Annotated in this window: 19 protein-coding genes and 1 riboswitch; of the genes, 9 read left to right on the top strand and 10 right to left on the bottom strand. The window is 75.1% G+C overall.

Annotated features, from left to right (window positions below):
- Window positions 1-89: 89 nt before the first annotated feature.
- Window positions 90-848 carry a histidine phosphatase family protein gene (locus ACIQVD_RS06635; RefSeq protein ID WP_402286447.1) on the top strand — a complete coding sequence of 253 codons (759 nt, stop codon included), beginning with the start codon at window positions 90-92 and terminating at the stop codon, window positions 846-848.
- A gap of 234 nt (window positions 849-1,082) precedes the next feature.
- On the opposite strand, the gene ACIQVD_RS06630 is transcribed toward ACIQVD_RS06635, so the two are convergent.
- Window positions 1,083-2,069 (bottom strand): helix-turn-helix domain-containing protein, encoded by a 987-nt coding sequence (locus tag ACIQVD_RS06630; protein WP_402286722.1) that lies wholly within the window; start codon window positions 2,067-2,069, stop codon window positions 1,083-1,085.
- Between the two features lie 269 nt (window positions 2,070-2,338).
- On the opposite strand from ACIQVD_RS06630, the gene ACIQVD_RS06625 reads away from it, so the two are divergent.
- The 3 genes from ACIQVD_RS06625 (at window position 2,339) to ACIQVD_RS06615 (ending at window position 6,800) form a co-directional block, all read left to right on the top strand.
- Entirely contained in the window at window positions 2,339-2,833 is a 495-nt protein-coding gene (locus ACIQVD_RS06625) for a GNAT family N-acetyltransferase (protein ID WP_400681929.1), read from the top strand.
- Window positions 2,834-3,061: 228 nt separating this feature from the next.
- Window positions 3,062-3,200: riboswitch (cobalamin riboswitch) on the top strand.
- 169 nt (window positions 3,201-3,369) lie between these two features.
- Window positions 3,370-5,784, top strand: coding sequence for a ribonucleoside-diphosphate reductase subunit alpha (locus ACIQVD_RS06620; protein ID WP_402286445.1), 2,415 nt, complete (start codon window positions 3,370-3,372; stop codon window positions 5,782-5,784).
- Between the two features lie 20 nt (window positions 5,785-5,804).
- Complete coding sequence (locus ACIQVD_RS06615; RefSeq protein WP_402286721.1) at window positions 5,805-6,800, top strand: ribonucleotide-diphosphate reductase subunit beta; 996 nt, start codon at window positions 5,805-5,807, stop codon at window positions 6,798-6,800.
- Window positions 6,801-6,872: 72 nt separating this feature from the next.
- On the opposite strand, the gene def is transcribed toward ACIQVD_RS06615, so the two are convergent.
- From def to ACIQVD_RS06575, 8 genes are all read right to left on the bottom strand, one after another.
- Entirely contained in the window at window positions 6,873-7,511 is a 639-nt protein-coding gene (gene def, locus ACIQVD_RS06610) for a peptide deformylase (RefSeq protein WP_400681934.1), read from the bottom strand.
- A 115-nt stretch (window positions 7,512-7,626) separates the two neighbouring features.
- On the bottom strand, window positions 7,627-8,610 hold the full coding sequence (locus tag ACIQVD_RS06605) for a hypothetical protein (protein ID WP_100836420.1): 984 nt from the start codon (window positions 8,608-8,610) through the stop codon (window positions 7,627-7,629).
- 107 nt (window positions 8,611-8,717) lie between these two features.
- Window positions 8,718-10,052: an HD-GYP domain-containing protein gene (locus ACIQVD_RS06600; RefSeq protein ID WP_402286441.1), complete on the bottom strand. Its 1,335-nt coding sequence runs from the start codon at window positions 10,050-10,052 to the stop codon at window positions 8,718-8,720.
- Entirely contained in the window at window positions 10,049-11,419 is a 1,371-nt protein-coding gene (locus tag ACIQVD_RS06595) for an HD-GYP domain-containing protein (protein ID WP_400681940.1), read from the bottom strand. The genes ACIQVD_RS06600 and ACIQVD_RS06595 overlap by 4 nt, the downstream gene beginning before the upstream one ends.
- A 213-nt stretch (window positions 11,420-11,632) precedes the next feature.
- The gene (gene rsrA, locus ACIQVD_RS06590; protein WP_100836423.1) at window positions 11,633-11,995 is read right to left on the bottom strand and encodes a mycothiol system anti-sigma-R factor; all 363 of its coding nucleotides are present in this window, start codon (window positions 11,993-11,995) and stop codon (window positions 11,633-11,635) included.
- On the bottom strand, window positions 11,992-12,738 hold the full coding sequence (locus tag ACIQVD_RS06585) for a sigma-70 family RNA polymerase sigma factor (protein ID WP_033212168.1): 747 nt from the start codon (window positions 12,736-12,738) through the stop codon (window positions 11,992-11,994). The genes rsrA and ACIQVD_RS06585 overlap by 4 nt, the downstream gene beginning before the upstream one ends.
- Window positions 12,739-13,163: 425 nt before the next feature.
- A complete protein-coding gene (locus ACIQVD_RS06580; RefSeq protein WP_402286437.1) occupies window positions 13,164-13,811 on the bottom strand; it encodes an alpha/beta family hydrolase in 648 nt (215 codons plus the stop codon).
- A gap of 32 nt (window positions 13,812-13,843) precedes the next feature.
- Complete coding sequence (locus ACIQVD_RS06575; protein ID WP_400681945.1) at window positions 13,844-14,581, bottom strand: SOS response-associated peptidase; 738 nt, start codon at window positions 14,579-14,581, stop codon at window positions 13,844-13,846.
- A 134-nt stretch (window positions 14,582-14,715) separates the two neighbouring features.
- Here ACIQVD_RS06575 and ACIQVD_RS06570 point away from each other — a divergent pair, with 134 nt between their 5' ends.
- The 5 genes from ACIQVD_RS06570 to hisN all read left to right on the top strand — a co-directional run bounded on the left by ACIQVD_RS06570 (window position 14,716) and on the right by hisN (window position 19,071).
- Window positions 14,716-15,423: a M50 family metallopeptidase gene (locus ACIQVD_RS06570; RefSeq protein ID WP_402286434.1), complete on the top strand. Its 708-nt coding sequence runs from the start codon at window positions 14,716-14,718 to the stop codon at window positions 15,421-15,423.
- 27 nt (window positions 15,424-15,450) lie between these two features.
- Window positions 15,451-16,770 carry a 3-phosphoshikimate 1-carboxyvinyltransferase gene (gene aroA / locus ACIQVD_RS06565; RefSeq protein WP_402286432.1) on the top strand — a complete coding sequence of 440 codons (1,320 nt, stop codon included), beginning with the start codon at window positions 15,451-15,453 and terminating at the stop codon, window positions 16,768-16,770.
- A 15-nt stretch (window positions 16,771-16,785) separates the two neighbouring features.
- Window positions 16,786-17,841 (top strand): ribosome small subunit-dependent GTPase A, encoded by a 1,056-nt coding sequence (rsgA, locus tag ACIQVD_RS06560; RefSeq protein ID WP_400681954.1) that lies wholly within the window; start codon window positions 16,786-16,788, stop codon window positions 17,839-17,841.
- Window positions 17,842-17,930: 89 nt separating this feature from the next.
- Entirely contained in the window at window positions 17,931-18,254 is a 324-nt protein-coding gene (locus ACIQVD_RS06555) for a DMT family transporter (protein WP_400681957.1), read from the top strand.
- A gap of 19 nt (window positions 18,255-18,273) precedes the next feature.
- Complete coding sequence (gene hisN / locus ACIQVD_RS06550; RefSeq protein WP_100836431.1) at window positions 18,274-19,071, top strand: histidinol-phosphatase; 798 nt, start codon at window positions 18,274-18,276, stop codon at window positions 19,069-19,071.
- A gap of 157 nt (window positions 19,072-19,228) precedes the next feature.
- On the opposite strand, the gene ACIQVD_RS06545 is transcribed toward hisN, so the two are convergent.
- The gene (locus tag ACIQVD_RS06545; protein ID WP_400681960.1) at window positions 19,229-21,145 is read right to left on the bottom strand and encodes a tetratricopeptide repeat protein; all 1,917 of its coding nucleotides are present in this window, start codon (window positions 21,143-21,145) and stop codon (window positions 19,229-19,231) included.
- Window positions 21,146-21,210: the final 65 nt, after the last annotated feature.

Raw genomic sequence — 21,210 nt, 5'->3', positions numbered from 1 at the left:
CGACCATCTGTTATGACCGCCCGCTCCCTGGAGAGACCGGGGGAGACGGGTCCACTCGCCCGCGCCACCGACCACGGGGAGCCACCGCCATGACCGACCTCACCACGGTACGCAACGGGCACCGTCCGGAGGCGCAGCAGCCGGACGCCGGACCGAGACTGCCCTCGGTCCTGATCGCCACCCGGCACGGCGAGTCCACCGCCAACGTGGAGTTCCGGCACGCGGACGCCAGCGGGGCGCTCTCCGTCCCGATCACCTGCCGGGACGCCGACATCCCGCTCTCCCTGCACGGCCAGGACCAGGCCCGCGACCTGGGCCGCTGGTGGGCCGAACTGCCGCCCGCCGACCGGCCGCGCTCGGTGTGGTGCTCCCCGTACGTGCGCACCGCCGAGACCGCCCGGATCGCGCTGGCCCAGGCGTCCGGGCTGGGAGCCGTCCAGGTGGGGCTGGCGGTGCGCCACGACGAGCGGCTGCGGGACCGCGAGCTGGGCGTGCTGGAGATGCTCACCAAGGCCGCGATCGAACGCGACCACCCCGCGGAGGCGGCCCGGCGGCGGCGGATGGGCGAGCTGTACTACCGGCCGCCGGGCGGCGAGTCCTGGCTGGACGTGGCCCTGCGGGTCCGCGACCTGCTGCGCGACCTGTGCGCGGAGGAGGCCGGCCGGTCGGTGCTGGTGGTGGCGCACGACTGCACGGTGCTGATGCTGCGCCACGTCCTGGACCGGCCGACCGAGCGGGAGTTGCTGGCCCTGCCCCCGGTGGCGAACTGCTCGACCAGCACGTGGCGGTCCCACGAGGGACGGCTGCGCCCGACCGGCTGGAACCGCACCGACCACCTCTCGACCTGACCGCAGCCCCACGCCGGCACCCCGGGCCCGGACGCCCTGCCGTCGCAGCCCGGCACCACAGCAGCCCGACCCCCGACCTGGCCCCCGCCACGGGGCCGCGAGCGCCGGCGGCCGACTCGGGCGGGCGACCCCCGGCACAGGCACCCCGGGCCCGGACGCCTGCCGGCGCAGCCCGGTGTCCGTGGCCCGGTCCCTCGTTCCAGCCCCCGTTCCGGCTCCCCCGCCGTGCCCCGGTCAGGCGTCCTGGTACTGCGGCCCGGCGGCGCGGCGCGGGCCGCCGAAGGCCCGGCGGTAGGCCTGCGGGGTGGTGCCCAGGCGGCGGCCGAAGTGGTGTCGCAGGGTGGCGGCGTTGCCGAAGCCGCAGCGGGTGGCGATGGCGTCCACGCTCTCGCCGGTGGACTCCAGCAGGTGCTGCGCGAGCAGCACCCGCTGGCCGGTCAGCCAGCGGTGCGGGGTGGTGCCGGTCTCCTCCCGGAAGCGGCGGGCGAAGGTGCGCGGCGACATGTGGGCGAGCCGGGCGAGCTGGTCGACGCCGGTCTCCCGGTCGAGGTGGCGGCGCATCCACTCCAGCACCCCGGCCAGCGACTCGCCGCCGCCCTCGGGCACCGGCCGGTTGATGAACTGGGCCTGGCCGCCGTCCCGGTGCGGGGCGACCACCATCCGGCGGGCGATCGCCCGGGCCACCTCGGCGCCCTGCACCTTGCGGACCAGGTGCAGGCAGGCGTCGATGCCCGCGGCGGTGCCGGCCGAGGTGATCACCGGGTGGTCGTCCACGTACAGCACGCCGGGTTCGACGGTGGTCAGCGGGAAGCGCTCGGCCATCAGGTCGGCGTAGCGCCAGTGGGTGGTGCAGCGGCGGCCGTCGAGCAGGCCGGCCGCGCCGAGCAGGAAGCTGCCGGAGCAGATCGACAGCAGGTGGGCGCCGCGGTCGTGGGCGGCCCGCAGCGCCGCGCAGACCTCCTCGGGGTAGTGCGCGCGGATGCCGGTGGCGGTGGCGATCACCAGGTCGGCCCCGGCGATCCGCTCGGGGCCGTGCGGGACGTCGACGGTGAAGCCGGAGTGGGTGCGCATCGGGCCGGGGCGGTCGCCGACCAGGGCGAAGTCGTAGACCGGCAGGCCGCTCTCGCTCCGGTCCAGGCCGAACACCTCGCAGGCCACCCCCAGTTCGAAGGGGTGGACCTCCTCCAGCACCACGACGGCGACGTTCTCCAGCTTCCGCATCCGGCCAGCATGGCAGTGGCAGGATTTCGTGGCAATGGTGCGTTCCTGCCACTCGTCCGGCCCCGGCCGGGCGCGGACAGTGGAGGCATGACCACCGCACTCGCCCTGCTGGGCCTCCTCGGCAGTTTCGGACTCCTCGGCGTCCTGGTCGGCCGCGACCTGGACCGCAACGGCCGGCACGGCCGCGACGACGTGCACCGGCCGGGCGGCTACCCGTTCGACCCGGACCTGGCCGACCCGCGCCGTCGGCCGTCCGGCACACTGTCCGGATGCGCTCCCCGACCGTCCGCCGCGCCCTCGACCGCGACCTCGCCGGAGCCGGGGAGGTCAGCGTCGAAGCCTTCGTCGGCGACGGCCACACCCGCCCCGACTCCCCCTACGCCGCACTCCTCCGCGACGCCGCCCGCCGCAACCGGGAGGCCGAGCTCCTGGTCGCCGTCGACGACGGCGGGGCGGTGCTCGGCTGCGTGACCTTCGCGCCCGGCGGCACCGCGTGGGCGGACGTCGCGCACCCCGACGAGGGCGAGATCCGGATGCTCGCGGTCGGCGCGGCGGCCCGCGGGCGCGGTGTCGGCCGGGCCCTGGTGCGGGCCTCGATCGCGCGCAGCCGGGAACTGCGGCTGGCCGGGATGGCGTTCTCCACCCGGCCGTCGATGACCGCCGCGCACCGGATCTACGACGCCCTGGGCTTCGTCCGCAGCCCCGCGCGGGACTGGTCGGCGGCGCCCGGCACGGACCTGTGGGTCTACACGACGCGGTTCTGAGGGCGGGCCCGAGCCGGGCCCCGAGCCCGGACCCGAAGCCGTCCGCGGGCCGTCCGCGGGCGGGTTCACGGGCGGGCCCACGGGCCGTCAGTGGGCGGTTCGCGGACGGTTCGTGGGCGGTCGGCGGACGGTTCGTGGGCGGCCGGCGGACGGTTCGCGGACGGTTTCGTTGTCTACGCGCGGCACCGCCGACGCGACACGCGCTACTACATCTGGTGCTTCCAGTTCCAGCCACCACAACATGTATGCTCACTCTCGCTGTCGACGCAGGGGAATCCGGTGCGAATCCGGGACTGCCCCGCAACGGTGAGCGGGTTGCTGCGACGCCCGCGCAGTCCGAGGACCTGCCGACGGTGTGCGACACGGCATCCCCGCAGACGCCATGCAGCACAGCTTTGCCGTCCGGTCTCGCGGGCGGACCGGGGGTGGTCTTCGCGCGCCGGAACGCGTTCTCGTTCCTTCGTGCCGCCCTCCCCTGGCCGCGTGCGGTGCCGGACAACCCGAGCCACGTCCGCCGCCACAGGAGAGAGTGCGCCTTGACCGTCGCCGCCTCAGTCACCCTGCCGTCCCAGGGATCCGCCGACGCCTTCACCGACCCCGGTGCGGCGCTGCTCCGGCTGCTCACCGACCGCAGCACCGACCTCCCCCAGGTGGACCCCGGCCACGTCGCCGCCGCCGCGCTGCGCGGCCGCCACGCTGGCTCGGACTTCGCCGAGCTGCGCGGGCTGGCCGTGGAGGCCGCCGCGTCGATGATCGCCGAGGACCCGCAGTACTCGAAGCTGGCCGCCCGCCTGCTGGCGCTGGAGATCCGCGACGAGGCCGCCACCCAGGGCGTCACCTCGTTCTCCTCCTCGGTGGCCGTGGGCCACGCCGAGGGCCTGATCGGCGACGCCACCGCCGCGTTCGTGGCCGGGCACGCCGGGCTGTTCGACTCGCTGATCGACGAGGCGGGCGACGACCGCTTCGAGTACTTCGGCCTGCGCACCGTCCAGTCCCGCTACCTGCTGCGCCACCCGATCACCCGCAAGGTGGTCGAGACCCCGCAGCACTTCCTGCTGCGGGTGGCGGCGGGCCTGGCGGTCGGCACCACCGAGGAGTCGGTGCGCGAGGTCGCCGAGCTGTACACCCTGATGAGCCGGCTGGAGTACCTGACCAGCTCGCCGACGCTGTTCAACTCCGGCACCCGGCACCCGCAGATGTCCTCCTGCTACCTGCTGGACTCGCCGCTGGACAACCTGGACTCGATCTACAACCGGTACGCGCAGATCGCCCGGCTCTCCAAGCACGCCGGCGGCATCGGCCTGTCCTACTCGCGGATCCGCTCCCGCGGCTCGCTGATCCGCGGCACCAACGGCAAGTCGAACGGCATCGTGCCGTTCCTGCGCACCCTGGACTCCTCCGTGGCGGCGGTCAACCAGGGCGGCCGGCGCAAGGGCGCGGCCTGCGTGTACCTGGAGACCTGGCACGCCGACATCGAGGAGTTCCTGGAGCTCCGCGACAACACCGGCGAGGAGGCCCGGCGCACCCACAACCTGAACCTGGCGCACTGGATCCCGGACGAGTTCATGCGCCGGGTCAACGCCGACGCCGACTGGTCGCTGTTCTCCCCGGCCGACGTGCCGGAGCTGGTCGACCTGTGGGGCGCCGAGTTCGACGAGGCGTACGTCAAGGCCGAGCTGGCCGGCAAGGCCGTGCGCACCATCCCCGCGCAGACCCTGTACGCCCGGATGATGCGCACCCTGGCGCAGACCGGCAACGGCTGGATGACCTTCAAGGACGCCTCCAACCGGGCCGCCAACCAGACCGCGCTGCCCGGCCGCACGGTGCACTCCTCGAACCTGTGCACCGAGATCCTGGAGGTCACCGACGACTCCGAGACCGCGGTCTGCAACCTCGGCTCGGTCAACCTGGGCGCGCACGTCGCCCCCGGCGCCACCGCCGCCGACCTGCTGAACGCGATGGACTGGGACCGGCTGGACGCCACCGTCCGCACCGCGGTGACCTTCCTCGACCGCGTGATCGACATCAACTTCTACCCGACCACCGAGGCCGGCACCTCCAACTCCCGCTGGCGGCCGGTCGGCCTGGGCGTGATGGGCCTGCAGGACGTCTTCTTCCAGCTGCGGATCGACTTCGACTCCGCCGAGGCCAAGACCCTCTCCACCCTGATCTCCGAGCGCATCATGCTCACCGCGTACGAGCGCTCCGCCGACCTGGCCGAGCGGTTCGGCCGGCACGAGGCGTACGGCGAGACCCGCGCCGCCCGCGGCCAGCTGCACGTCGACCACTTCGGCAGCGCCAACCCGCGGTGGACCGGGCGCTGGGAGGCGCTGCGCGCCCGGATCGCCGAGGTCGGCCTGCGCAACTCGCTGCTGCTGGCGATCGCCCCGACCGCGACCATCGCGTCCATCGCCGGCGTCTACGAGTGCATCGAGCCGCAGGTCTCCAACCTGTTCAAGCGCGAGACGCTGTCCGGCGAGTTCCTCCAGGTCAACCCGTACCTGGTGCGCGAGCTCAAGGAGCTGGGCGTCTGGGACCAGCAGACCCGGGACGCGCTGCGCGACGCCAACGGCTCCATCCAGGAGTTCAACTGGCTGCCGCAGGAGGTCCGTTCGCTGTACCGCACGGCGTGGGAGCTGCCGCAGCGCGCGCTGATCGACCTGGCCGCCGCCCGCCAGCCGTACATCGACCAGAGCCAGTCGCTGAACCTGTTCATGGCCGCGCCGACCATCGGCAAGCTCTCCTCGATGTACTCCTACGCCTGGAAGGTCGGTCTGAAGACCACCTACTACCTGCGCTCGCGCCCGGCGACCCGGATCGCCCAGGCCGCGTCCGGCGCCACCCGCACCGCCGCCCCCGTGCCGGTGCAGACCCCCGCCCTCTCCCAGGCCGAGCAGGACGCCATCGCCTGCTCGCTGGAGAACCCCGAGTCCTGCGAGGCCTGCCAGTGAGCACCGAAGACCAGAAGAAGATGCTGCTCGACCCGGGCTTCGAGCTGACGCTGCGTCCGATGCGCTACCCGTCGTTCTACGACCGGTACCGGGACGCGATCAAGAACACCTGGACCGTGGAGGAGGTGGACCTGCACTCCGACGTCGCCGACCTCGCCAAGCTCTCCGAGGGCGAGCGGCACATGATCGGCCGGCTGGTCGCGTTCTTCGCCACCGGCGACTCGATCGTCGCCAACAACGTGGTGCTGAGCCTCTACAAGCACATCAACTCCCCCGAGGCCCGGCTCTACCTGTCGCGGCAGCTGTTCGAGGAGGCCGTGCACGTCCAGTTCTACCTGACGCTGCTGGACACCTACCTGCCCGACCCGGAGGACCGCAACGCCGCCTTCGCGGCGGTGGAGAACATCCCCTCCATCGCGCAGAAGGCCCAGTTCTGCTTCACGTACATGAACGCGGTCGACCACCTCGACTCGCTGGAGAGCAAGGAGGACCGCCGGGCCTTCCTGCTCAACCTGATCTGCTTCGCGGCCTGCGTCGAGGGCCTGTTCTTCTACGGCGCGTTCGCCTACGTGTACTGGTTCCGCAGCCGCGGCCTGCTGCACGGCCTGGCCACCGGCACCAACTGGGTCTTCCGCGACGAGTCGATGCACATGGACTTCGCGTTCTCGGTGGTCGACACCGTGCGCGAGGAGGAGCCCGACCTCTTCGACGACAAGATGGCCCGGCAGGTCACCGAGATGCTGGAGGAGGCCGTCGAGGCCGAGCTCCAGTTCGCCCGCGACCTGTGCGGCGAGGGCCTGCCCGGCATGAACACCGAGTCGATGCGCGAGTACCTCCAGGCCGTCGCCGACCAGCGCCTGGCCCGCCTCGGCCTGCCGATCCGCTACGGCTCCACCAACCCGTTCGGCTTCATGGAGCTCCAGAACGTCCAGGAGCTCACCAACTTCTTCGAACGCCGGGTCTCCGCCTACCAGGTGGCCGTCGAGGGCTCGGTCTCCTTCGACGACGACTTCTAGGCCGCCCCGCCACCGACGACGGAGGGCCGCACCCCGACGGGGTGCGGCCCTCCGCGCGTGCCCGCCGCGGCGTCAGTCGTTCGGGACGGTGGCGTACTTGGGGGTGCCCTCGGCCATCTGCCGCAGCGCGTCCTTGCGGTCGCGCTTGGAGAGGCGGTCGATGTAGAGGTAGCCGTACAGGTGGTCGGTCTCGTGCTGGAGGCAGCGGGCGAAGAAGCCGGTGCCCTCGACCCGGACCGGGTTGCCGTCCTTGTCCTGGCCGGTGACGGCCGCGTAGTCGGGGCGGGCCAGCTCCTGGTAGGCGGTGGGGACGGACAGGCAGCCCTCCTGGCCGTCGTCCAGCACCCGGCGGCCGGCCGGCAGCTCCTCCAGGACCGGGTTGACCACGTGGCCGACGTGCCGGACGCCCTCGTCGTCGGGGCAGTCGTAGACGAAGACCTTCAGGTCGACGCCGATCTGGTTGGCGGCCAGGCCGACGCCCTCCGCCGCGTACATGGACTGGAACATGTCGTCGATCAGCGCGGAGAGTTCGCCGTCGAAGGCGGTGACGGTCCTGACCTCGCGGTGCAGCACCGGGTTGCCGACCACGGTGATCGGACGGGCGGTGCCCTTCGTCAGGTCGGGCTCCTCGCCCACCACCCGCTGGGGCTCGGTGTCCTCGTGCGCGTGGTCGTGTCCGTGCTCGTGCTCGTGGTCGTGGTGCTCGGCCATCGCTCGGTTCCGCTTTCGTCCGCATCCGCCTGGTGTACCGGTCCAGGGTACGGGGCGCGGTCCGGAGCGCGGTCCGGGGCGGGGTCACCTCCCGGCCCCCCGGGATGCGGCAGGGTCAGCAGACCTCTTCGAGGTCCCGGTAGGCGCGGGTGACGGGGGAGGCGGCGGCCCAGCGCTCCAGCAGGGAGCGGACCAGGCCGGCGGGCGCGGCGATCCCGCACTCGCGCTCGACCTGCCAGGGGCCGCCGGCCGCGCCCTGGCTGAGGTGGCTGAGGTGGCCGGGGTGCAGCGGGTCGCCGTCGTCGTGCGGGTCGTGGTGGGCGGTGTGGCCGTCGTCGATGGCCATCCGGGACTCCGAGCAGGTGCGGCACAGCAGCCGCACCGAGGAGGTCCAGTCCTCGGCGGCGTACCCGGCGTCGGCCACCGTCTTCTCCAGCGCGTCCCGGTCGGCGGCGGTGGCGGCCTGCAGCAGCACCACCCAGGTCGGCACCGGGGACGGCGCCCACAGCTCGATCTCGTCGAAGACCGGGTAGGCGACGCCGTCGGCGACCCGCTCGCCGTGCGGGGCGCCGTCGTGCAGCACCACCTCGCCCCAGCGGCGGCCGGAGGACGGCAGCGGGATGGACAGCACCTCGATCCGGGCCGGGTCCAGCCGCCGGCCCCACACCACCTCGGACTCGCCGTCCGGGGACAGCCGCACCGGGGTGGTGCCCAGGTCCAGCTCGATCGGCCCGTCCAGCGCTGGCCCGCCGGGCAGCCGCAGCCCGTACGCCTGCCAGGCCCGGCGGGCCAGCGGCCAGTCCTGGAGGGCGGTGGCGGTGATGCCGAGGTTCCACCAGTCCGGGGCGCCGTGCTGGCGGTCGAGCAGGGCGACGGCGCGCAGGCCGGCCGAGCGGGCCTGCTCCCAGTCCCGGCGGAACTTGTGCAGCAGGGCCAGGTTGAACCAGGAGTCCGACAGCCACGGCTCCAGGTCCGCCGCCATCACCAGCAGCGCCCCGGCGTCCTCGTAGCGGCCGTCGCCGATCAGGGTGAACGCACGGTCGGTGGTCTGCCGCCAGGTCGCCGACGGACGGTGCCGTGCGCGGTGGAAGATCCTCACGTTGGTCCCTTGCCGTCGGTCGTCACCGGGTCGCCCCGCCTCCGGGTCTTCCCGCCACGACCGCATCCAACCACGCCCGCCCCCGGCCGCGCGCCCCGCGCGGCCATTCAGGCCGCCGGGCGGCAGCGGCGGTCCGGACCGCGGGCGGCGCGGTGGCCGCGGCGGCCCAGCCGGGCCAGCGCGTCCAGCACCACCGGGTCGTAGCCGGGCCCGGCTTCCAGCCGCAGGTGCTCCAGCGGGTCGAGCAGGCCGCCGCGGGGGCGGTCGGCGGCGGCGGTGCGCAGGTCGTCGTGGGCGTTGGCGACCCGGATGATCCGGGAGGCCAGCGGCAGGGTGGGGTCGTGCCGGCCGTCGGCCAGGCGGCACGGGTCGGCCAGCCGGGCGACCTGCTGCCACACCTGCCGGGGCACCCCGGTGCGCTGGATCACCTCGCTGCCGAGCCGGGCGATGCGCTGCTGCTCGCCGTCGGGCAGCAGCGCGGTGGCCCCGCCCGGGACGGGTTCGACCAGCGACAGCTGCCCGATGTCGTGCATCAGCGCGGCGTACTCCAGCAGCGTCAGCTCCCGGCTGCCGAGCCCGAGTTCGCGCCCCAGCGCGCACGCCGTGTCGGCGACCCGGCGGGCGTGCCCCGGGGTGGTGTACCCGGCGATCTCGGTGGCCCGGGCCAGCGTCTCGATGGTCTGCCCGGTGGTGGCCCGCACCGCGACGGCCCGCCGGAACGAGGTCTGGGCGAGGATCAGCGGCAGGCAGAACACCGGCAGCGCCCACAGCCCGGCCTCCCCGGCGAGCAGGCTCAGCAGCAGCCCGGTGGCGACCTGCGCGGAGCCGATGCCGAGCAGCGCGTGCAGCTGGTCCTCCAGCGCGGCGGCGTACCGCAGCCCGGTGCGGGCGGCCTGCTGGGCGGCGGCCAGCACCGCGTCGCCGAGCGCGGCCAGCGCGGCCACGCCCGCCAGCAGCGCCCCGTACGCGGGGCCGGGCAGCCGGTCGGTGAGGCCGGTGTTGTACAGCGGCTGGAACAGCAGCGCGGCGAACGCGACGGTGACCAGCCGGCGGGCGGCGGCGTCCAGCCCGGCGGGCGGGGTGCGCGGCCGGTGCCGGGCGGCGGCCAGCACGGCCTGCCCGCCGAGCTGGGCGCCCAGCCCGAGCAGGGTGCCGGCCGCGGTGACGCCCGCGACCTGCAGCACCCCGTGCGTGGTGGGCAGCCCGTGCAGCGGCCCGAGCAGCGCGTACGCGAGGGCGACGGCGGTGGCGACGGGCGCGGGTTCGCGGTCGCCGGGCAGGGCCGGCCCGGCGCACTGGCCGAGGCCGATCAGCACCGCGAAGGCCAGTGCGACCCGGCCCTGGGCGACGCCGCCGGCCAGCGCGTGCAGCACGGCGGCGGCGGCGAGCGCGGCGGAGGCGGCGAGCAGCAGGTCGGCCGGGGCCGGGCGGCGGGTGGTCACGCCGCTCCCCCGGTCGGCAGGCCGGTGCCGGACTGCTGCGGCAGCCGGGCCGGCTCGGGCACGCCGAGCGGGATGTCCGGCACCTCGCCGTCCCAGCCGCCGGGCGGCGGCGGTTCGGGCTGCCAGCCGTGCTCGGCGACGGCCTCGACCAGCGCCGAGACCATCACCGGGTCGAACTGGCTGCCGGCGCACCGCTCCAGTTCGGCGACCGCCTCCGGGACGGGGCGGCCGCGCCGGTAGGAGCGGGTGGAGGTCATCGAGTCGAAGGCGTCGGCGACCGAGATGATCCGGGCGAACTCGGGGATCCGGTCCCCGGTCAGCCCGTGCGGGTAGCCGCGGCCGTCCATCCGCTCGTGGTGGTGCAGGATGCCGTCGCGGCCCTCGCCGAGGAAGTCCAGCTGCCGCACCAGCTCGTGCCCGAACACCGGGTGCACCTCGACGGCGCGCCGCTCGGCGTCGGTCAGCGGCCCGTTGCGGCGCAGCAGCTCGGTGGCGACGGCGAGCTTGCCGACGTCGTGCAGCGTCCCGGCGAAGTGCAGGGTGCGCACCCGGTCCTCGGCCAGGCCGAGCTGGCGGGCGATCAGCACCGAGGCCCGGCCGACCCGTTCGCTGTGGCCGCGGGTGTAGGAGTCCTTGATCTCCACGGCCTGCACCAGGGCCTGCACGGTGGCCCGGTGCGCGGCCCGCTCGCGGTGGCCCTGCGCGGACAGCCAGGCGGTGATGGTCAGCGGCAGCAGCCCGAGCACGGCGGCGAACGCCCCGTACGGGCCCTGCCAGAGCACCGCGATCATCAGCCCGCCCGCGCCGTGCAGCAGCGCGGCGGGGGCGGCCCGGCGCAGCGCGCGGGCCGCGCCGGGGCCGGCCGAGCCGCAGGTCAGCCGGACCATGCCGGTCACCAGCACGCCGTTGACCAGGCAGAACGTCAGGATCGCGGCCAGCGCGCCGAGCGCGGCCCCGGGGAAGCGGGTGCCGAGCAGCAGCCGGGCCCCGCCGAGCAGCCGGAACACCTCGGCGGCGGCAGCGGCGGCCAGGGCCAGCTGGGCGGCGTTCCACACCCGGCGCAGGCCGCGCGGCGGGACGGCGGGTCCGAGCAGTGCCCCGGGCAGGGCGACCAGGGCGGCGGCGGCGGGCGGCAGCATCAGCACGCCCGCGAACAGCACCGGGAAGAAGCCGCTGCCCCGCGGGTCGGCCGGGGCCTCGTCGGCGGGGCGGCCGCGCAGTCGGCGCCAGAGCCGGGCGCACGGGGTGCGGGCGCCCTGCGCCAGCGACTCCAGGCACAGGTGCAGCAGGGCGAGCAGGCCGATCCGGGGCCAGTCCAGCCCTGGGCCGACGGCGGCCAGCGGCAGCAGCACCGCGAACGCGGCCACCAGGACGGCGGCCAGGTAGCCCGCGGCCGGCCCCGGCAGGGCCGCGGCGCTCCGCTGGCGTTCGCTTCCGCTGGCGATCTCGGCCTCCCCCGCCCGTACCGGGCCCTCCGACGTGAGGACTCGTCAGAGAATAGGGCCCGCCCGCACGGACGTGGCGCACGATCGCGCATCGCCGCAGCCGGAGCAGCGTCGGCTCACCCGATCGAGTGAGCGCTACTCGGCGGTCGCCACCGCCGAGCCGTGCCCGGCCGTCCCGTCGACCGTCACCTCGACGCTCACCGAGGACACCTCGATCACCGAGGTGTCCACCTCTCCCGAGCGCTGGGTGCGGATCGAGTCGATCCGGGCCAGCACCTTGGCCCGCAGGTCGGTCGGGGTGTCGTCGCACCCGCAGGAGCGCTTGATCAGCGCCTTGATCGCCTGCTCCAGGCCGTACTTCTCCAAGCACGGCGAGCACTCGTCGAAGTGCACCCGCAGCTTGGCGCAGTCGCCCTCGGCCATCTCGTTGTCGAGGAACTCGTAGAGGTGGTCGAGCACCTCACCGCACTCGGTCTCGTGCGGATCTCCGCAGCTCATGAGCCCGCGCCCTTCGCTTCCTGCCCTGCACCGGTACCGGCCGGGACCAGCCCCCGCTCGCGGGCGTAGTCCTCCAGCATGCCGCGCAACTGGCGGCGGCCACGGTGCAGTCGGGACATCACCGTACCGATGGGTGTACCCATGATGTCCGCGATCTCCTTGTACGCAAAGCCCTCGACGTCCGCGAGGTACACCGCGATCCGGAATTCCTCCGGGATGGCCTGGAGCGCGTCCTTCACGTCGCTGTCCGGCAGGTGGTCGAGCGCCTGCGCCTCGGCCGACCGCAGGCCGGTCGACATGTGCGACTCGGCGCGCGCCAGCTGCCAGTCCTCGATCTCCTCGGCCGCGGTGCGCTGGGGTTCGCGCTGCTTCTTGCGGTACGAGTTGATGAACGTGTTGGTGAGGATGCGGTACAGCCAGGCCTTGAGGTTGGTGCCCTCGCGGAACTGGTGGAACGACGCGTACGCCTTGGCGAACGCCTCCTGGAGCAGGTCCTCCGCGTCGGCGGGGTTGCGGGTCATCCGCAGCGCCGCCGAGTACATCGGGTCCAGGTAGCCGAGCGCGTCGCGCTCGAAGCGCTCGCGCCTGGCCCCCTCGCTCTCGTTCTCGGACACCCGGAAGGTGTCCTCGCCGATCGCCTCGGCCAGTTCGTCGCCGGTGAGCTGTTCGCCCTCCGGACGGCCCTGGTCGGCGCCGGCAGCGCCCGACACGGCCGCGTCATCGGTCCCGACGACTGGACCCACCTCCTCGGAAACCCGCACACGGCCCACCTCGGGCCGACCCGCAAGCGAGGATATCGGGCTGACCGGCTTCTCGCCCGCGACAACCCACTCCGACCAGTCCGGCAGGAGCGCAGACTGCGCAGCCCGCTCTTCCGGCCGCTCGCGGCACGCGATCGAACCCATGGACGCTGCCTTTCCACCGGGGGCATGTTCTGACGCCTCGTGCAACCCCGTCCGCCACCCGGGCATTCCCGGACGGCACAACTCACTGCCGGAGCCGTGGCCTTGCCGGCCCGCTCCGGCCGCCCCGCGCCGCTCCCCTCCCTTCCCCTCCCCTGGCGGGGCGCGGAACCGCAGCCGCGAAGGGCGCGGCAGGGGGGCGGTATGAGGACGGTCACACCGCCCGCTCCGCCCGCCGGGGGCCCGGAGGCGCCGGGCGGCGGGGTTCAGGGCCGGCGGAGCCAGTCGGCGGCCGTGCGGGTGATCAGTTCCAGGGCCTCGTCCTGGGACAGCGGGGCCTTCTTCGGGGTCTTGAAGGCGTGCGAGGCGTGCGGGACCCCGGTCAGGCGGTGGGTGGCGGGCAGGGCGGGGAACTCGTCCGGGGTGCCGAAGGTGTCGGCGCCGCCCTGGAGGACCAGGGTGGGCAGGCCGGTGGCGAGCAGTTCGTCCGCCCGGCTCCGCTCCGGCTTGCCGGGCGGGTGCAGCGGGAAGGCCAGCGCGAGGACGCCCGCCGCGCCCAGCGCGGCGGAGGTCCGGCAGGCGACCCGGGCGCCGGCGCTGCGGCCGCCCGCGTACACCGGCAGGCCCTCCTCGGCCGCGGCGGCGAACTGCGCGGGCCAGCCCGCGTCGAGCGCGGCCGGGGCGGGGGCGAGCTTGCGGCCGGCCACCCGCCAGGGCTGCTCGGCCAGCACCACGGTGACGCCGGCGGCCGGCAGCGCGGCCGCGAGGGCCCGCAGGTCGGGGGCCTCGACGCCGCCGCCCGCGCCGTGGCCGAGCAGCAGCACGGCGCGCGGGCGGGCGGCGCGGTGGTAGTGGAGCCTGGCGTCCCCGGCGGGGGTGTCGATGATGCGCTGCACGGCCCCGAGCGTACCCATCCGTCCCCCGCCCCTCCTCGTGCGCGGGCCGCTCAGAACAGCGTGGTGCGGTCGTCCTCGGTGCGCGGCCGGGTCAGGCCGGGGTGGTTGTTGCGGATCTTGCCGACCTCGTCGGGGACGGCGTGGATGCGCAGGTCGCCGGGCGGTGGCGGGGTGAGGTCGGCGGTCTCGGCGTGCGGGTCGAGCCAGGCGTCCCAGCGGTCGGGGCCGAGGTGGAGCGGCATCCGCTCGTGGACGGGGGCGAGCAGCGGTTCGGCGGCGGTGGTGACGACGGTGCAGGTGACCAGCCAGGCGTCGGGGTGGTCGCCGGGGCGTTCGCGGTCGCGCCAGAACTCGTACAGCCCGGCCAGGGCGAGCGGCGCGCCGTCGGCGCGGTGCACGAAGTAGGGGCGGCGGGGCGGGCGGGCGAGGTCGTCGGTGGGGGCGGTCTGCCACTCGTAGTAGCCGTCGACGGGTATCAGGCAGCGCCGGGAGGCGTACGCCTGCCGGTAGGCGGGCTTCTCGTGGACGGTCTCCGCCCGGGCGTTGATCATCTTGACCGCGGTGTCGGGGCTGCTCGCCCAGCCGGGCACCAGGCCCCAGCGCAGCGCGTGCAGTTGGCGCACCGGGCGGCCCCGGCCGCGCGGGGCCCGGTCGAGGACGGCGTAGGTCTTCGCGGTGGGGGCGACGTTCCAGCTGGGCGCGATCGTCTCGGTCGGGTCCCACTGCTGGACGCCGAACAGCCGGACCAGTTCGGCGGGGTCGGTGGAGGAGGCGAAGCGTCCGCACATGGCGTCCAGCTTGCCAGAGCGGGCCGGGCGGGCGGGGCCGTCCGGGAGAACCGGCGGCTACCGGGGACCCGTCCTCCCGTGGGAGGCTGCCCGCCCCGGGCAGGGGAAGCGACGGTGATCGGAGGCCGGCGGCGATGGACTTCGCGCGACTGTGGGACCGGGTGACGAGCGTGCAGCCGGACCCGCCGCACTGGCTGGTGTGGGGCACGGCGGCGGTGGCGCTGCTGGCGGTGGCGGTGCGCCCGGTGTGGCTGTGGACCCGCACCGTGGTGACGATCGCGCACGAGGGCGGGCACGGGCTGACGGCGCTGCTGACCCGGCGTCGGCTGTCGGGCATCCGGCTGCACTCGGACACCTCGGGGCTGACGGTCTCCTCCGGGCGGCCGACCGGCCCGGGCATGGTGCTGACCGCCGCGGCGGGCTACCCGGCGCCCTCGCTGCTGGGCCTGGGCGGGGCGGCGCTGCTCGCGGCGGGGCGGATCACCGCGCTGCTGTGGATCGGCATCGCGCTGCTGGCGATGATGCTGCTGACGCTGCGCAACCTGTTCGGGGTGGCGGCGGTGCTGGCGACCGGCGGGGCGTTCGTCGCGGTGTCCTGGTACGGGACGGCCGAATGGCAGGGGGCGTTCGCCTACCTGGGGGTGTGGTTCCTGCTGCTGGCGGGGGTGCGTCCGATGCTGGAGCTGTGGGCGACCCGGCGGCGGCGCGGCGGCGCGCCCGGCTCGGACGCCGACCAGTTGGCGCGGCTGACGGGCGTGCCGGGGGCGCTGTGGCTGCTGGCGTTCCTGGCGGTGGCACTGGCCTGCCTGGGGCTCGGAGCGGCCTGGCTGCTGCCCCGGTAGGAGCGCCGCGCCTCATAGACTGGCGCCATGACCGACTCCCTGTGGCCCGCCCCCGTCGCCACCGCCGCCGTGGACGCGGCCGTGACCATCCCCGGCTCGAAGTCCGCGACCAACCGCGCGCTGGTGCTGGCCGCCCTCGCCGACGGCCCGGGCTGGGTGCGCCGCCCGCTGCGCAGCCGCGACTCGCAGCTGATGGCGGACGGCCTGCGGGCGCTGGGCGTGACGGTCGAGGAGACGGTGAACGCGGCGTCCGGCGGCACCGGCGGCGGCGAGGCGTGGCGGGTGATCCCGGCCGAGCGGCTGCGCGGCCCGGCCCGGGTGGACGTGGGCAACGCCGGGACGGTGATGCGCTTCCTGCCGCCGCTGGCCACCCTGGCGGACGGCCCGGTGCACTTCGACGGCGACCCGCGCAGCCACGAGCGCCCGCAGCACGGCGTGATCGACGCGCTGCGCGCGCTGGGCGCCCGGATCGAGGACGGCGGTCGCGGCGGCTTCCCGCTGACCGTGCACGGCGCGGGCGCGCTGGACGGCGGGTCGGTGGAGGTGGACGCCTCGTCCTCCTCGCAGTTCATCTCGGCGCTGCTGCTCTCCGGCGCCCGGTTCAACAACGGCGTGGAGATCCGCAACACCGGCGGGACGGTGCCCTCGCTGCCGCACATCCGGATGACCGTGGACATGATCCGCAAGGCCGGCGGCCAGGTCGACGCGCCGGAGGACGGCGGCGAGAAGGACGTCTGGCGGGTCACCCCGGGCGCGCTGATCGGCCGCGACCTGGTGGTCGAGCCGGACCTGTCGAACGCGGCCCCGTTCTTCGCGGCGGCGCTGGCCACCGGCGGCCGGGTGACCGTCCGGGACTGGCCCCGGCACACCTACCAGCCGGGCGACCAGCTGCGCGAGATCTACACCGCGATGGGCGGGAGCTGCCAGTTCACCGACGACGGGCTGGAGTTCACCGGCACCGGCAAGGTCCACGGGATCGAGGTCGACCTGCACGACGTGGGCGAGCTGACCCCGGTGATCGCCGCGGTGGCGGCGCTGGCCGACTCCGAGTCGCACCTGTACGGCATCTCCCACCTGCGGCTGCACGAGACCGACCGGCTGGCCGCGCTGGCCAAGGAGGTCAACGGGCTGGGCGGCGACGTCTCGGAGACCGAGGACGGCCTGCGGATCCGGCCCCGCCCGCTGCACGGCGGCGTCTTCCACACCTACGAGGACCACCGGCTGGCCACCGCCGCCGCCGTCCTGGGCCTGGCCGTCGAGGGCGTGCTGGTGGAGAACGTGGCGACCACGGCCAAGACGCTGCCGGACTTCCCGCAGATGTGGGCCGACCTCCTCGGCCAGGGCTGACGGGGGATCACGAGCATGCGCCGCTACGGCAAGGACGCCGACGAGGACGACATCCGCAGCCGCCCGGGCCGCCGGGGCTCCCGCCCCCGCACCCGCACCCGGCCCAAGCACGAGGACGCCGCCGAGGCGATGATCCTCACCGTGGACCGGGGCCGGATGACCTGCCTGGTCGACGGCGGCACGAAGGACGAGCGCCTGGTCACCGCCATGAAGGCCCGCGAGCTGGGCCGCAAGGGCGTCGTGGTCGGCGACACCGTCAGCGTGGTCGGCGACCTGTCCGGCGAGCCGGACACGCTGGCCCGGATCGTCCGGGTCGAGGAGCGCAGCTCGGTGCTGCGCCGCACCGCGGACGACGACGACCCGTACGAGCGGATCGTGGTCGCCAACGCCCAGCAGATGGCCATCGTCACCGCGCTGGCCAACCCGGAGCCGCGCCCCCGGCTGATCGACCGCTGCCTGGTCGCCGCGTACGACGCCGGGATGGAGCCGCTGCTGGTGCTCACCAAGTCGGACCTGGCCCCGGCCGACGAGCTGCTGGAGTCGTACGCGCCGCTGGGCATCGACTACGTGGTGACCCGGGCCGACGAGTTGGAGACGGCCGGCGCGGAGGCGGTGCGCGCGCACCTGCGCGGGCGCACCACGGTGTTCATCGGGCACTCCGGCGTCGGCAAGACCACCCTGGTCAACGCGCTCGTCCCGGAGCGGCAGCGCAGCACCGGCCACGTCAACGCGGTCACCGGCCGGGGCCGGCACACCACCGTCTCCGCGCTGGCCCTGCGGCTGCCCCCGCCGCCCGGCGCCAAGCCGGGCTCGAAGAAGGCGCTGGACCCGGGCTGGGTGATCGACACCCCCGGCTTCCGCTCCTTCGGCCTGTCCCACATCGACCCGTCCCGGGTCATCCTCGCCTTCCCCGACCTGGAGCCCGGCACCGCCGACTGCCCGCGCGCCTGCTCGCACGACGAACCGGACTGCGCGCTGGACGCCTGGGTCGCCGGCGGCCACGCCGACCCGGCCCGGCTGTACTCGCTGCGCCGGCTGCTGGCCACCCGCGAGGCGCCGGAGGCGGAGTGAGAATTCCCGGCGATCACGAGTCGCTGGGGCCGCTGCGCTGGGTAACGATAGGAAGGTCACACCTTCCTACCTGACAGGGAGTCAACCCGATGGCATGGGCCATGGTGATCCTCGCCGGTCTGCTGGAAACGGGATTCGCGGTCAACCTCAAGCTCAGCCACGGCTTCACCAGGCTCTGGCCCACCATCAGCTTCGCGCTCTTCGCGCTGGGCTCCTTCGGCCTGCTCACCCTCTCCCTGAAGACGCTCCCGGTCGGCAGCGCCTACGCGGTGTGGACCGGCATCGGCGCGGCCGGCACCGCGGTGTACGGGATGGTCTTCCTCGGGGAGTCCTCCTCCGTCCTCAAACTGGTGTCCATCTCCCTGGTCATCGCGGGCGTGATCGGTCTCCAGCTCAGCGGCTCGGGACACTGAGTCCGCTAGGGTGCCGTGCATGGCCGACTACCACGACGACCTCCGACTCGCCCACGTCCTCGCCGACTCGGCCGACTCGATCACCATGGAGCGGTTCCGGGCGCTCGACCTGAAGATCGAGACCAAGCCCGACCTGACCCCGGTCAGCGACGCCGACAAGGCCGCCGAGGAACTCGTCCGCTCCGTCCTGCAGCGGGCCCGCCCCCGGGACGCGGTGCTGGGCGAGGAGTACGGCCTGCAGGGCTCCGGCCCGCGCCGCTGGGTGATCGACCCGATCGACGGCACCAAGAACTACGTCCGCGGCGTCCCGGTCTGGGCCACCCTGGTGGCCCTGCTGGAGGAGCAGCCCGACGGCGAGCACGTCCCGGTGGTCGGCATCGTCTCCGCCCCCGCGCTCGGCCGCCGCTGGTGGGCCGCCAAGGACCTGGGCGCGTTCGCCGGCCGCAGCCTGGCCAAGGCCCAGCGCATCCACGTCTCCAAGGTCTCCCGCCTCGCCGACGCCTCGCTCTCCTTCTCCTCGCTCAGCGGCTGGGAGGAGCGCGCCCGCCTCGACGCCTTCCTCGACCTCACCCGGATCTGCTGGCGCACCCGCGCCTTCGGCGACTTCTGGTCCTACATGATGGTCGCCGAGGGCGCCGTCGACATCGCCGCCGAACCCGAGCTCTCGCTCTGGGACATGGCCGCCCCCTGCGTCATCGTCCAGGAGGCCGGCGGCCGCTTCACCGGCCTCGACGGCATCGACGGCCCCACCGGCGCGGACGCGGTCGCCACCAACGGCGTCCTCCACGAGGCCGTGCTGCGCTCGCTCAGCGTGTGACCGCCGGGGAGCGCACCGCCGGGGAGCGCACCGGCAGGGGCGCGAGGAACCGCGCGGCCGACCGGGCACGCACCGCCGGACCGCGACGCGGGACAGCGTCCTGCCCTGTCCCGCGACCCCGCCGCGGCCCGCTCCCCCGCTGAGGCCCGCTCCCCCGCTACGCGCTCAGTTCCGCGCTCAGCGCTCCCAGCAGCCGCCCCGCCCGCTCCGCGACCTCGGCCGGCCCGTACTCCGCCGCGCGGCGGCACCAGTTCTCGGCCTGGATCGCCTCGCCGCGCCGCAGCGCGAGCAGCGCCAGCCGCAGCGCGGCGCGGCCGTGGCCGGCGTCCGCGGCGCGGGTGTACCAGAGCATCGCCTCGGCCTCGCTGTCCTGCCGGGCCAGCAGCAGGCCGAGGTTGAACGCGGCGCTGCGGCTGCCGCCCTCGGCGGCGCGCCGGTACCAGCTCTCGGCGATCTGGAGCGCGCCGCGCTCGGCCGCGCGCACGCCCATCCGGACCTGGGCCCGGCGGTGTCCGGCGTCCGCGGCGACCGCGTACCAGTGCTCGGCCTCGGCGTCGGCGTCGCCGCGGCGGTCGAGCAGCGAGGCGAGCCGGAAGGCGCCCTCCGCGGAGCCGCCGTCGGCGGCCTGCCGGTAGCGTTCCAGCGCGCCGGCCAGGTTGCCGCGCTGCTCCTGGGCGACGGCGAGTTGCAGGGCGGCCTCGCCGTGGCCCTCGGCGGCGGCCCGGGCGTACCACTCCTGGGCCTGCCGGGTCTCGCCGCGGCCGGCGTGCAGGACGCCGAGGTTGAAGGCGCCGTCGACGGAGCCGGCCTCGGCGGCCTTGGAGAACCAGGGTTCGGCGCCGGACTCGTCGCCGCGCTGGAGCAGCACGATGGCGAGCGCGTTGCAGGCTTCGCGGTGGCCGGCGTACGCGGCGCGGCGGTACCACTGCTCGGCCTGGGCCTCGCGCCCGGCGCCGGCGCACAGCAGGCCGAGGTTGAAGGCGCCGTTGTGGTCGCCGGCGTCGAGCGCGGCGCGGTACCAGCGTTCGGCGACGGCGTTCTCGCCGCGGCCGGCGTGCAGCGCGCCGAGCGCGTTGGCGGCGGTGCCGTCGCCGGCCTCGGCGGCCTCCTGCCACCATTCGGCGGCGGCGGAGAGGTCGCCGGTGTCGCGGAGCAGGAAGCCGAGGGCGCAGGCGGCGCGGGCCTCGCCGTTCTGGGCGGACTGCCGGTACCAGCGGGCGGCCTCGTCGAGGTCGCCGCGGGCTTCGAGCAGGACGCCCAGGCGCAGCGCGGCGCGGGCGTGGCTGCGGGCGGCGGCGGTGCGGTACCAGGTCTCGGCGGTGTCCTTGTCGCCGGCGGCCTCGCGCATCCGGGCGAGGCGGTAGGCGGCCTCGCGGTGGCCGGAGTCGGCGGCGGCCTTGAACCAGCGCTCGGCGCGGACGTCGCGGCGGTGCTCCATCAGGTCGCCGAGGGCGTACGCGCCGAGCGGGTGGCCCTGTTCGGCGGCGAAGTGCAGCCAGTACTCGGCGGCCTCCTCCTCACCCTGGTCGCGCAGTTGCAGGCCGAGGGCGTGGGCGGCGGGGGCGGAGCCGGCCACCGCGGCCTGGCGCCACCACTGGGCGGCCTCGGTGCGGTGGCCCTGCTGGTGGAGCAGGACGCCGAGGTTGTTGGCGGCGGCGCGCAGTCCGGCCGCGGCGGCGGCGCGCAGGTAGCGCTCGGCGTCGAGCAGGTCGCCGCGGCGCAGCAGGAGGGCGCCGAGCTGGCTGGCGGCGCCCGGGTCGCCGGCGTCGGCGGAGCCGCGGTGGCGGGCCTCGAGGGCGGCCTGTTCGCGGGCGGCGAGGGCGGTCTCGAAGCTGTCGGCGGCGTCGTCGTCGGGGTCGATCAGGTCGCGGACGGAGGCGGCGGCGACCTGGTCGGCGGTCAGGTGGACCAGGCTCTCGGGGCCGTAGCCGGTCACGTCGATGCCGCCCGCGGTGCCGCGCTGGGCGGGCAGGCTGCCGGTGGACTGGTCGGTGGGGCGGGCACCGGTGTCGGTGTCCGCGGTGCTGCCGGCCGCCAGTCGTTCCCCCGTCCCGCTGTTGCCGATGAGCTTCATGCCGACTCCCGCTCCCCCCGAGTGTCGCGGCATCCGCCCCGGGCCGTCGGCCCGGGTCGTCTCCC

The sequence above is a fragment of the Kitasatospora sp. NPDC090308 genome, from assembly GCF_044769485.1.
Classification (GTDB): Bacteria; Actinomycetota; Actinomycetes; order Streptomycetales; family Streptomycetaceae; genus Kitasatospora; species Kitasatospora fiedleri.
This window is presented reverse-complemented; position numbering and strand designations above follow the sequence as displayed.